At 56.4% G+C, this 12,446-nt stretch carries 11 protein-coding genes and 1 tRNA gene; 8 read left to right on the top strand and 4 right to left on the bottom strand.

Features of this window, described 5'->3' with window-relative positions; translation table 11 throughout:
- Positions 1 to 176 precede the first annotated feature (176 nt).
- From HY298_22960 to HY298_22940, 5 genes are all read left to right on the top strand, one after another.
- Positions 177 to 512: a dihydroxy-acid dehydratase gene (locus tag HY298_22960; GenBank protein MBI3853121.1), complete on the top strand. Its 336-nt coding sequence runs from the start codon at positions 177 to 179 to the stop codon at positions 510 to 512.
- A 28-nt stretch (positions 513 to 540) separates the two neighbouring features.
- A complete protein-coding gene (locus HY298_22955) occupies positions 541 to 1,278 on the top strand; it encodes a hypothetical protein (protein ID MBI3853120.1) in 738 nt (245 codons plus the stop codon).
- Positions 1,279 to 1,554: a SinR family protein gene (locus HY298_22950; GenBank protein ID MBI3853119.1), complete on the top strand. Its 276-nt coding sequence runs from the start codon at positions 1,279 to 1,281 to the stop codon at positions 1,552 to 1,554.
- 360 nt (positions 1,555 to 1,914) lie between these two features.
- The gene (trxB, locus tag HY298_22945) at positions 1,915 to 2,844 is read left to right on the top strand and encodes a thioredoxin-disulfide reductase (protein ID MBI3853118.1); all 930 of its coding nucleotides are present in this window, start codon (positions 1,915 to 1,917) and stop codon (positions 2,842 to 2,844) included.
- Between the two features lie 236 nt (positions 2,845 to 3,080).
- On the top strand, positions 3,081 to 5,423 hold the full coding sequence (locus HY298_22940; GenBank protein ID MBI3853117.1) for a CehA/McbA family metallohydrolase: 2,343 nt from the start codon (positions 3,081 to 3,083) through the stop codon (positions 5,421 to 5,423).
- On the opposite strand, the gene HY298_22935 is transcribed toward HY298_22940, so the two are convergent.
- Positions 5,420 to 6,328, bottom strand: a complete 909-nt coding sequence (locus HY298_22935; protein MBI3853116.1) for an alpha/beta hydrolase — start codon at positions 6,326 to 6,328, stop codon at positions 5,420 to 5,422. The genes HY298_22940 and HY298_22935 overlap by 4 nt on opposite strands.
- A 353-nt stretch (positions 6,329 to 6,681) precedes the next feature.
- Between HY298_22935 and HY298_22930 the strand changes: the two genes are divergently transcribed.
- From HY298_22930 to HY298_22920, 3 genes are all read left to right on the top strand, one after another.
- Positions 6,682 to 8,592 (top strand): glycine--tRNA ligase, encoded by a 1,911-nt coding sequence (locus HY298_22930; protein MBI3853115.1) that lies wholly within the window; start codon positions 6,682 to 6,684, stop codon positions 8,590 to 8,592.
- Positions 8,593 to 9,093, top strand: a complete 501-nt coding sequence (locus tag HY298_22925; protein MBI3853114.1) for a DUF2127 domain-containing protein — start codon at positions 8,593 to 8,595, stop codon at positions 9,091 to 9,093.
- 62 nt (positions 9,094 to 9,155) lie between these two features.
- Complete coding sequence (locus HY298_22920; GenBank protein ID MBI3853113.1) at positions 9,156 to 9,689, top strand: ribonuclease H-like domain-containing protein; 534 nt, start codon at positions 9,156 to 9,158, stop codon at positions 9,687 to 9,689.
- Positions 9,690 to 9,710: 21 nt separating this feature from the next.
- Here HY298_22920 and HY298_22915 read toward each other — a convergent pair whose 3' ends face one another.
- From HY298_22915 to HY298_22905, 3 genes are all read right to left on the bottom strand, one after another.
- Complete coding sequence (locus HY298_22915) at positions 9,711 to 11,309, bottom strand: cyclic nucleotide-binding domain-containing protein (protein ID MBI3853112.1); 1,599 nt, start codon at positions 11,307 to 11,309, stop codon at positions 9,711 to 9,713.
- 62 nt (positions 11,310 to 11,371) lie between these two features.
- A tRNA-Leu gene (locus HY298_22910) sits at positions 11,372 to 11,456 on the bottom strand.
- Positions 11,457 to 12,095: 639 nt separating this feature from the next.
- Positions 12,096 to 12,398 (bottom strand): helix-turn-helix transcriptional regulator, encoded by a 303-nt coding sequence (locus tag HY298_22905; protein MBI3853111.1) that lies wholly within the window; start codon positions 12,396 to 12,398, stop codon positions 12,096 to 12,098.
- Positions 12,399 to 12,446: the final 48 nt, after the last annotated feature.

Here is a 12,446-nt window from a genome sequence, read left to right as displayed (position 1 = left end):
TCAAATTCTGGATCAAGACCGCGAAGGATGACGGAAAAGAAATCCCGCAACCGCGCGGACGACTGCTGGTCGCATGAAAAATATGGCTATGGTTGACCGCAAGAACATCCAGATTGACCTGATTCAATTGGTCGGGGGGGATAGGTTATTGCGTTTGACCGAACCTCGATCGGGACTTGTATTGGAAAAGAAGCTCGATCCTCAGAAACCGGTCGCCAGCCAGAAGGAGAAGCTGTTCGGTGTCTTTGAAGCGGCCCTCGCCCGTGCAGAACCGGCGACCGCATGAGTCGCATCGCGGCGCGATTGCCCTCGTGACGAACGGCGATTCGATCATGATCGACGAGGAGGAGCGGGAGTTGACGCTCGAAGTCCCATCCGTCGAATTGAAGAAGCGCAAGAAAGCGTGGAAGAAACCCGCGCCCCGCTACACCCGCGGCGTGCTCGCCAAATACGCCGCCCACGTCACGAGCGCCTCACTCGGCGCGGTGACGGATGCGGATTTGAAGTTGTAAGCATTGTTTGATTAAGTTAAGCAAAACCATGAGCAAGGAAACGAAACAGACTGGTGTTTCTCAGAATGCGATTGGAGCTCCCGCAAAGCCTGTTCAACTTCCGCCAGTCCCACCACAGGCAATTTCGTCAGCAAGAACGCTGGACGCTCACGCCGTTTTCAAGCTCTGCATCGGTCGCGCAAATAATTTGCTAAAGATTCACGAAACCGCTCATGGAAAAAGTCAGTCCAGACCTGAAGCTTATCTTGCTGATGCCCATCGGGCCGCAATTGTCCTTGCGATATCGGCACTTGATGCATATGTGAGAACCTGTTGTCTCGAAAGAATTCGGATGATTTTGGTCGATAGGAAAAAACCACTGCCGGGACCTCTTGCAAATGAAATCAAACGCCTCATAAAAGATGATCATCTTCTTGAAGCCGCACGCATGGACGATCTTTTATCTCGAGTTGACAAAGCATTCTGGCAGGAGTTTCAACGTAAATCATTTCAGGGTGTAAAAAATATTACCGACTGCTTGCAAATTGCTGGCTTTACGGACGTCTTCCACGAGGTTGCAGTTAGTATCTCAATTAACGAAGACAATCTGAAAATAGAACTGACGCGGTTTACAGAACGTCGCCACGCCATAGCTCATCAAGGAGATTACGATTTATCGCAAAATCCACCGGTTGAAAGCAGCATCCGTAAAAAGGATGCCCTAGATTGCATCAAGTTAGTGAGTCAGATAGCTGCTACAATTCATAAATTGTCAAAGGCTAACTAAATGAAAAAGGTCCTAATAATTTCCTACGATTTGACCAAACCTGGTCAGTCCTATGAGCCTTTGATCCAAAGAATCAAAGGACTCGGCGATTGGGCACGTCTTGGCGGTTCTGCCTATTTGGTTTTTACTCAATACACCCCAGTTCAAGTCAGAGATCATCTTTGGGCAGTCATTGACAAATCAGATAAGATTTTTGTTGGGACTTGTCCGCCTCCCGCAGCATGGGAGGGTATGCCTAAAGACGTTAGTGATTGGATTCTCGCAAGGATGAAATAGGAATAAGATTTCCATCCATCAGTTCCGGGTTGCGAGGTCCGTGCCGGACTGGCCACCAGAGCTACCCTGGGTCACCCGGCAAAAAATCATCAACCCTTCAGGGTTGATGAAATTCGGGGAACGGTTTTCCCAGGGTAGTCCGCTGGCGCGGCCAACCGTGGGCTGATTGACGTCGCCCCGTTTGGGCAAAAGGCGCGCTCGGGCCGCCTCGCAACTGCATCGCTGCGGCTTAGTGCTTCGCACACACGGTCGCGCTCCGTAAGAGATGTGACGCCGACATTGAATCGCACTAAATTTCACTCATCCCATTCCAACCAGCGCTTGCCAAGGTCACGGGTTGAAATTACCTTTCGCGTCCTTATGGAAAAAGTCGTCATCATCGGCACAGGTTGTGCCGGCCTCACCGCCGCGCTTTACACCGCGCGCGCCAACCTCCACCCGCTCGTCTTGACCGGCACGATGCCCGGCGGCCTGTTGACAACGACCAGCATCGTCGAAAACTATCCCGGCTTTCCGGAGGGCATCGATGGTTACGAACTCATGGTGCGCATGCAGAAACAGGCGGAGCGGTTCGGCGCGAAGGTGAAGTTCGGCACGGTCGAAGCGGTGAATGTATCGCAACGGCCTTTCGTGCTGACGGTGGATGGCGACGCGGTGGAAGCCGAGACGATCATCATCGCCAGCGGCGCCGGCCATCGTCATCTCGGCCTTGAAAGCGAATCGTTGTTGGAGCGCAAGGGCGTGACCTATTGCGCGACGTGCGACGGCGCGTTGCCGATGTTCCGCAATCAACCGCTGGTCGTCGTTGGCGGCGGCGATTCCGCGTGCGAAGAAGCGATCTATCTGACGCGGTTCGCGTCGGCCGTTTATCTGGTGCATCGGCGCGACAAACTCCGCGCGTCGCAAATCATGGCTGACCGCGCGTTCTCCAATCCCAAGGTCAAACCGATCTGGGACTCGGTGGTGACGGAAGTGTTGGACGTGAAACAGGACAAGGTCACCGGCGTCCGCCTCAAGAACCTGAAGACCAACGTTGAAACCGTGCTTGATTGCGCCGGAGTGTTTGTGGCGATTGGTCATGTACCCAACACGCAACTCTTCAAAGGCATCATCGACATGGACGAAAACGGTTACATCCTCCCGAAACAGGGCAGCGCCACGAATGTCGAAGGTGTGTTCGTCGCGGGTGATTGTTCCGATCACGTCTATCGGCAGGCGGTGACCGCTGCGGGACTGGGTTGCGCCGCTGCCATTGATGCGGAACGCTATCTGGCGGCCTTGAGCAAGTAACGAGCAAGTTAAGAATGGGAGCGCGCCCGCCCTCGGGTGCAGCCGACGACGCCCTCGTCGTTGGCCGTTTGGTGCCGCGGTGTAAACGAGATGATGTGGCGCGTGTGCGTCGGGTTCGGCGCGGGGGCGCGCCGAATCCACAGCCGGGGCGGCTGCGCTCCTGTGTTGCAAATAAACACTGGTCACCCTACGGCATTTTGTTACACTGGTTGCTGATAACCCCGAAAGGAATGATTATGAATGTTCGGCAAAAATCTGTTTGTGGAGCGGCGTTGACCGGCTTCACGTTGTTTGTTTTCACTTCGCAACTCTTGTTCGCGGCGACTTTGCCCATTGAAAAGAACGTGGAATGGCAGCCATTTGCCGCTCAAGTCAGCCGGTTGATTGAAGCGTCGGACTATCTCGGTTCGCCCTTCAGCGCCGACGAGAAAAAATCCCTCGAGGCGGCGATGAAAGACACCGACACCAAACGCGCCGTTGAAAAATTGCAGGAGATTCTCGACCGGCATTGTTTGTTCGGCGTTTCGATCAATCCGGAAATGCGCGTGAAGGTAGCCGCCGGGCCGGCGAAACCGGAACTGGTGGAGCAAGGCTGGCGGCAATTCCTTGTCAAAGTCGTCAACGACTCCGGCACCACGGCGCCGCTTCAAGCGGTCAGTCCCAATGCCATCTCCGTCTATTCGCAGGAAGGGGTTGGGCCAAAGAATAATGATTCCGATAAGTTCTATCGCAAGAAAGGCGAGGCCCTTCCGCTCACGGACGCCAAACAACTCTGGCTCGAATTGCAGACCTACGACCAACAGCCTCTTGGAAAGTCTCTCAGTGGCCTGTCGCTCGAGTACCGCATCATCCAACTCTCCAGCCGCGACGCCGGTCGTCGCGAGGCGAAGTTCTCCTTCAACGTCGGCCAGGGCACGCAGGACATTGGTTACCGCAACGAAGTCGACACACTGTTCACCTGCCTGCCCGCTCGCACCATCACGCTCAGCGTGCGCGACGAGAATAATCAGCCGACCACCGCGTCGTTCGTGATTCGCGATACGCAACACCGCGTCTATCCGTCGCAGGCCAAGCGGCTCGCGCCCGATTTTCCGTTTCATCCGCAGGTTTATCGCGGCGATGGCGAAACGTTGAAACTGCCGGATGGCGAATACACGGTGGAATTCTCGCGAGGGCCGGAATCCATTACCCAAACGCAGAATCTCAAAGTGGACAAGCAAACCAAACAGCTCCTGTTCCAAGTCCAACGCTGGATTGATCCGTCGCAATTCGGCTGGTGGTCGGGCGATCATCACATTCACGCCGCCGGTTGCGCGCATTACGTCAAGCCGACAGAGGGTGTGCTGGCTTCGGACATGATCCGCCACTGCATGGGCGAGGACTTGAAAGTGGGCGCGAACCTGACCTGGGGACCGTGCTTCGATTATCAAAAACAATTTTTCTGCGGCGCGTTGGACAAGGTTTCCCAATACCCGTACCTGTTGCGTTACGACATCGAGGTCTCCGGCTTCGGCTCGCACAATTCGGGTCATCTCGTTTTGCTGCGGCTCAAGGAGGAGATTTATCCCGGTGGCGATTCCAAGGACCACTGGCCGACGCTTTGCCTGAACACGCTGCGTTGGGCGAAGAAACAAGGCTCGGTCTGCGGCCCGGCGCACTCCGGTTGGGGACTCGAAGTGAAAACTAACGCGCTGCCGAACTACATCATCCCGCCGTTCAACGGCATCGGCGCGAACGAATACATCGTCGATGTGACGCATGAACTGCCCGGCCCGGATGGCAAGCTGTTTCCGGCGGTGGATTTTCTTTCCATGGTGGATACGCCGTATGTTTGGGAACTCAACATGTGGTATCACACGCTGAACGTCGGTTATCGCACCCGCGTCAGTGGCGAGACGGATTTCCCCTGCATCTACGGCGAGAAAGTTGGGATCGGACGTTCCTACGTGAAGCTCGACGGCAAACTGGATTACGACCAATGGTGCGAAGAGATTCGCAAGGGCCGTAATTACGTCAGCGACGGTAAAAGCCATCTGATGGAATTCAAAGTCAACGAGATGGCCGTGGGCGAGAAGGGGAGCGAATTGAAATTATCGCAGCCTACCACGGTCAAAGTCACCGCCAGAGTCGCCGCGCGATTAAATGAACAGCCGAATCCGACCTTGCAGAGACTCAATTACGCGTCGAAGCCGTATTGGGACATAGAACGCGCTCGCATCGACGACACGCGCGAAGTGCCCGTGGAAGTCATCGTCAACGGCTATCCGGTCGGAAAGAAAAATATCGTGGCCGACGGCAAGTTGCAGGACGTGAGTTTCGACGTGAAGATTGATCGCAGCAGTTGGGTGGCGATGCGCATCCTGCCCTCGTCGCACACGAATCCGATCTTTGTGCTCGTCGATGGCAAACCGATTCGCGCGTCGAAGCGCAGCGCGGATTGGTGTTTGCAAGGCGTCGATCGCTGCTGGTCACAAAAAGAGAAATTCATCAAGCCGGCGGAAAAGGAAGAGGCCAAAGCCGCCTACGACCACGCCCGCGCCGCCTACCAAAAACTTCTGAGCGAGTGTGAGGCGGATTAAGGTCGGCGCCCGCCGCGTTGCGGTTTGGAATGGCGCCACTCGGCCAAGAGTGTCCTGATCGCGGAAACAAACGCCAGCGGTTGATCGAGCAACAGATGATGCTGCGCTTCTGGAATCGAGACGAACGGCACGCTGCTGTCGAGCACCTTGAACATGTAATCGACGATTTCCTGAGAGAATAACTGGCTGTTCTCGCCGTAAATCACACCGACGCGGCACGCCAGATTGGAAAGGTCTTCCGACATGTTGCCAATTTTGAATCCGTTGAAAAGCTGGTCGTCGAACTTCCAACTCCAGCCGCCGTCCACATTGACCAATGAATGTCGGGCAATGTAATCCAAAATGAATTTGTTCTCACACGGCTGTGCGGGCACGAGACGAAAGCGCGCGAGCGCCGTTTCAAAATCGGGATAAAGCTTCTTGCGTTGGATCGGAGAATACTTGGGATCGCGTTCCCATTCATAATCGGGCGGGCGAACCGGCGCATCCACCAGCACCACGCCCGTGAGTTTGTCGCCATAAATCAGCCCGGTCTTCAACGTCACAAATCCGCCGAAGCTGTGACCAATGATGACGGTGTCCTTTTTGAAACCCGCATCCGCGCAGACACTGATGAGTTCCTTGGCGAACACTTCGGAGGAATAACTCTTGCGATGGCCACTGTCGCCCATGCCGCTCAGATCGATCGCCGCGACGCAGTTGTGGTCGGTGAAATAGGGCGCGATGAAATCCCACCAGTGCGCGTGCGCGCCGCTGCCGTGCGCCAACAGCAAACCCGGCTTGGCGGTGTCGCCCCAGCGGAGATAATGAATAGGACAGCCTTCCACCTCCACGACGCGATCTTCGCGCGGCGTGGCAACGGCGCGCTTGAACCACTCCGGCGCGTCGATGGTTTGCCCGATCATTTCGGGATTCGCATTTATCGTCTGCACGGGAGAATGAAGGAACAGATCGTCCGTGAATGCAATCCTGATCGGACGACGAATCCGCGGTTGAAACGATAGCGAGGTCTGCGCTTCGTGATCAGGCGGATCTTGAAACTGTCCGGAGCGCGGCTGTGTCGAAGACCAGCCGCAGCAGTTTCGGAACGTGTGGCCGCTGGTATAGACCTTGTGCCTCCAGCATTTCGGCGTGCTGCGGCTGGTCGAGGACGACACAGCCGCGCTCCGTCAAGATTCGTTGCCGCCACTTCAGGTCAGACCCAACCAAGCTCCGTGCCTTGACAGCGACAAAACCTTCACCAACACTGCTCCGCCTTATGGCCGAGCCAAAAGAAAATCCGTTGATGGAAAAAATCGTGTCGCTGTGCAAGCGGCGTGGATTCATTTTCCAATCGTCGGAGATTTACGGCGGCATCAACGGTTTTTGGGATTACGGCCCGCTCGGCGCGGAGCTCAAGCGCAACGTCAAGGAACTCTGGTGGAACTCCATGACCCGCCAGCGTGACGACGTTGTGGGGCTGGAGGCGACGATCATCATGCATCCACAGATCTGGAAGGCGAGCGGGCATGTGGATACGTTTGCAGACCTGATGCGCGAATGTCCTTTGACGAAGAAGCGAGTTCGCGCAGATCAAGTCGAGCCTCAATCGGGGGTAGTTTACCGCTGGACTGGCGCTGAATCCAAATCATCTGGATGGAAACCGGAAAAGAATTTCGCACTCCTTTTGCGCAAGGGAGAGAATCCTGAAAGTGCTCGAAAAAAAGCGCGGGAGTTCTATGCGCAAGGTTCGATTGATTCGGCGACTGGTGAATGGACGAATCTAGAACTGAAAGGTGAAACCACGACAACAGTTTCGGATTCACTGGATTTCCATCCTGAAAGTGGAGCGGAGTTAAGCGAAGCACGGCCATTCAACTTGATGTTCAAGACTCACTACGGCCCAGTTGAATTGGACGAAAACATTGCTTATCTCCGCCCGGAAACTGCACAAGCCATCTTCGCGCAGTTCAAGAACGTGCTCGAAACGTCGCGGCAAAAAGTCCCGTTCGGCATCGCGCAAATCGGCAAGGCCTTTCGCAACGAAGTCACGCCGCGCAATTACACCTTCCGCTCCCGCGAGTTCGAGCAGATGGAGCTGGAGTTCTTCATCAGGCCGGACGAGGTGGTGGCAGCGATTTGCGGAAACGTGGCAAGCGCATCTGAACTTTGTAGCAGCGGACGTGAGTCCGCTCATTCTTCCACGACAGAAAGTCAGAGCGGACTCACGTCCGCTGCTACCGCAGGAAGTGAAGCGTCGCTCCAACCTCAACCCAACTGGGGTTGGGAAGCGTGGCACAAGTATTGGGTTGAGCAACGCATCCAGTTTTACGAAGGCATCGGACTGCCGCGCACCACGCTCGTCGAGTATTGGCAGAAGCCGGAGGAGCTGGCGCATTACGCCCGCGCCACGGTGGACATCCTGTTCAAGTTCCCATTCAGCAAGCGCGACGAGAAAGGTGAGTTGATGGGCGAGGAACTCGAAGGCATCGCCGCGCGCAGCGATTTTGATCTGAGCCAGCACGAACGGTTCTCCGGCAAACCCATGGGCGTGTTCGATGACGAACTCCGCGCCGCGTGGGGCAAACTTGACGACGCCAAGAAAAAGGAGCTTTGGCAGCGGTATTATGAAAACCGGAAAAAATATCTGACCAAGACTGCGAGACCGGAGGAGACCGCGGAACAAATCGAGAAGGACGCCAAGGAAGACGCTGACGACCTCGCCAAAGGCCAGTACATCCCACACGTCATCGAGCCGAGCGCCGGTGTGGACCGTCTCATTCTCGCTCTCATCTGCAGCGCCTACTGCGAAGACCAGGCGCCGGATGAAAAAGGCAAACTGGAGTCGCGGGTCGTGATGAAGTTTCACCCGCGCATCGCCCCAACCAAAGTCGCGGTCTTCCCGTTGCTGAAAAATAAGCCTGACCTGGTAAGAAAAGCGCAGGAAGTCCGGGAGTTGCTTCGTCCGCACATGACGGTGTTTTACGATGAAGCCGGGGCGATTGGCCGACGGTATCGCCGCCAGGACGAGGCGGGCACGCCGTTCGGCATCACAATTGATTTTGACACGCTCGGCGAAAAAGGTCCGGAGTTGAAGGACACGGTGACACTTCGCGACCGCGACACAATGCAGCAAACGCGTGTGAAGATTGAGGATTTGTTGCCGCTGCTGCTGGAGAAGATTCGTTAAATGTCCGACCAGCCAACCAGCGACACGGACTTCGTCAAGAAACGGGCGCCGACGCTTTATGTCATCATTGCGATCAAGCTTCTTAAATTTGCGCTCTTCGCCATCCTGGCCCTCGTAGCCTATACACTTTCGGACAACGACCTGCCGGCTGAATATCAGGGTTTGCTGCGCCACTTGAAATTGAATCCGGAGAGAAAGTTCTGGGCGCAACTGGCGGTCCAGGTCGGACTGCTCACCGAGGCGAAAGTTGTGTGGGTGGCGGCGGGCACGTTGTTTTACAGCCTGTTCTCGTTGGTGGAAGCTGTTGGACTCATGTTTCGGGTGCCCTGGGCCGGCTGGCTGGCCATCGGCGAATCGGCCTTTTTCATCCCGATCGAAGTGCACGATTTGGTGAGGGAATTCTCCTGGCCGGTGTTTATCATTCTGGCGCTGAACATTTTCATCGTCTGGTATCTGTTCCAGAACCGCGGACGCCTCTTCCGACATCACCACCATCACTGAGAACCGATTTTCCGTTTCCTGACGGTTGGCGTTATGCTTAAGATGTCGCGCCGAACAAGCCGATGAAGAACATAGTTTATTTCGATCTGGAAACGCAGAAGTCCGCCGATGAAGTGGGCGGCTGGAACCAGATCAGCAAAATGGGCATGAGCATCGGCGTGACCTACAGCACGGCCCGCGGCGATTACAGAATCTACGGCGAACGGCAGATCAATGAACTCATCGCAGATTTGCAACGCGCGGATCTCGTGGTCGGCTTCAACAACCTGAGGTTCGATTACGAAGTGCTGCATGGTTACACGGCCTTCGATTTGCGCCAGCTTCCGACGCTCGACATGCTGGTGGAGTTGCAAAAGACCCTGCAACACCGGCTCTCGCTGGATGCCATCGCCACCGCCACGTTCGGCGTGGAGAAAACGGCCGAGGGGATGCAGGCCATCCGCTGGTATCGCGAAGGCAAGCTGCTGGAGATCGCCGAGTATTGCTGTTATGACGTCAAGCTGACCAAGCTGGTCCACGAATACGGCGCCGCGAGGAAACAACTTCATTACAGCAATCGCTTCGGAAAGAAACTGACCGTTCCGATCAATTGGTAGTTCAAGCGGGCACGAGAACGGTTATCGGGCTGCGCGCGCAACCGAGGCCCGGCGGAGTTTATGGGACAGGTCCATGGCCATGTTCCGCATGACTGCCAGACCGAGGTGCGGTTCCTTCTGCGCCAGGTCGTTGAACGCCGCGCGGTGCGCGACCAGGAGGATGCTGGCCTGACTGGCGACGGCGGTGGCCGAGCGGGGCGCGTTGTCCAAAAACGCCAGTTCACCTAAAATCTGGCCGCTTTGCGTCGTGGCCACCGGGTCCGTGGGGTCGTCCAGATAAATATTCACCTGCCCACGCATGACGATGTAGGCCTGTTCGCCCGCGTCGCCTTTCTGAAAGACCGGTTCGCCGGGACGATAGAGTTTTTGACTGAACAGCCGGGCGATCTTGCGCAGTTCACCATCGCCCAGCCCCGCAAAAACCGGCAAGGCCCGCAACAGATTCACCACCGCCCGCCCCGTTTTGTAGTACTCAAAATTCTGATCGATGGTGCCCACGATGGCCGCGGCGGTGTCCGTCAGGGCCGTATATTCCGTGTCATACATCATGTTCAATTTGACCAGCTTCACGACATCCGTGCACAGCCCGCCTTGATTGAAAAAGGCCGGCAAGTAGGCGATGGGTGCAAAGCCAAGCTGCTCGGCACTCTTTAACAAACGCGGCGCGGTCATCAGAATGTCCACTTCCAAATAGGCGGCGCTCAATTCTTCCTGGGCAATTCGGTCAACGTGTTGGAACAATGTCCCGATGGATAGTTCATCCGTGGAGAAGGCGTCCAAAATCCGCACGCACCGGTCCTGCTCGTCGTGAATGTATGCCAGGCCCGAGACGATCCCGGATTCGCGCTGGCCCAAAACCGCGCGTAGCGGCGCGTCCGTGGTTGTGCGCAACAAACCGCAGCCGCGATTGAAGCCCGTGGAAACCTCCGGCGCATGGTGCACCTTGTGCAATTGTTCGCGCCACACGACGAAATCGTCATACGTCGCATCATGGATGGTCAACTCGGCGTGCAACGGATAACCCGTTACACCATCCCGCACCAAGAGCGGATTGGGAATGTCCAGGCTGGTCAGGACGATGCTGGCCAGTTCACTGATCTGCGGCAATGATTCCGAGAGCGGCAGGCGGGTGACCTGCCCCGGCTGCGCCGCATGAACATAAAAAAGAATTCCCTGTCGCGTTTTCAGGATGTGTTTCAACGGCTGAAAGCCGACACACACATAACCGAGTTTTTCATACAGGGTTTGCTGTCCGTTGTCGGCGGCCGGCACGCGGACGACAATCATCTGTTTCCGTTCCGCCGCCAGGTCAATGAGCTTGCGACCCAACGCTTCGGATGAACCGTCGGCATAACTTTCCGGACGATGCAGATTGCGGCCGAGGTTGGCGATGGGATTGATGTTGGCCTCCACCGGCTGCAAAAACGAAATGCTGGCGTGTAATCGGCCATCGACCTCGGCGACCCAGGTTTCCTGACCGGTGGCCAAATCAAGTTCCTTCGCGATCCAGGCGGGATCGTAAACCTCTTTGGCGGGATACTCGCTCCCCAACGTCGCTTGCAGCAAATCCAGCCAGAGCGCGGCGTCATCCCGGGTTGCCAGACGAATCGTTGCGGACATGAAACTTGTGATGTTACCTCGGTCTAAAAACTCCACATCGGGGCACCTCGACTGTCTCGAAATGGTGCCCGCGACAGGACTTGAACCTGTACGATGTTACTCACTAGAACCTGAATCTAGCGCGTCTGCCAATTCCGCCACGCGGGCCACTCATTTGCCCGGCCTCGCCCGAGGCCGCGACAGGTTCTAATTACTCGTCACTTCAGCAGGGAGCAAGCCAAAACCAGCAGTTTTTCTGCGCCCACCGTGAACCTTGGTAACGGCAATGGTGGAACTGCGAGCGAGGCTTCGATAAGTGCGCCACGTTTGGAGTGCGCCGATTCATCGGCGCTTTCGCACGCAGCCGCACGTTCGCAAGCTCGACCGTTCGCTAGTCCGGAACAATTCATCTGAAACGAATCGGGAGCGCAGCCGCCCCGGCTGCGGTTCGGCACGCCCTCGTGCCGAACACTGCACGCATCGTCGCGGCAGGAGCGCCGATCGCCCCGCGCGGCGCGTCGGCACCAAATGGTTCACACACATGCAAGCGGATGCCAACGACGAGGGCGTCGTCGGCTGCGCCCCGGGGGCGGGCGCGCTCCTCAACTCAAAATGCATCGTTCCAAAAAAAAGCGGTGACGAGTCACCGCGCTCCAAACGCTTCGCGCCCGGCCTCGTCCAATGGTTCGTGATCCCGCCTCCCGGGGCGACGATCGCCTTCTCAGCATTGCCAAGTCATGCGGATGAACCAATGCGGTATGCCCGGCCTTTCATGGGCGCTCTCCGCCGGCGCGTTTTCAGTCCGTATCACCTGGTGCGCCGTCCACCGAAATCCGCAGGATAAAAATCTTCCATCGCCACGTTCAATACCTTGGCGATGATGAACAGCTCGCAGGCCTTGATGAACCGCACGCGCGCTTCGATTTTCGCCAAGGTGCTGCGCGAAAGATTCAATCCGCGCACCTGACACTGAGCGGCCAGTTGCTCCTGGGTGAGGCCGCGCTCGCGGCGCAACTTGCGCACCAGCAGCCCTACGACGTTCGCCGTCTTGCCGTTAGCCCAAACCTTGTTCAAGTCCGTATTTTTATTCCGTCGGTTCTTGTTTGCCATAAGACAAAATAAGGCTTGAAGTTATCATATCTTGTACATATTTTGCAC

This window comes from Verrucomicrobiota bacterium (assembly GCA_016200005.1).
Classification (GTDB): domain Bacteria; phylum Verrucomicrobiota; class Verrucomicrobiia; order Limisphaerales; family PALSA-1396; genus PALSA-1396.
This window is presented reverse-complemented; position numbering and strand designations above follow the sequence as displayed.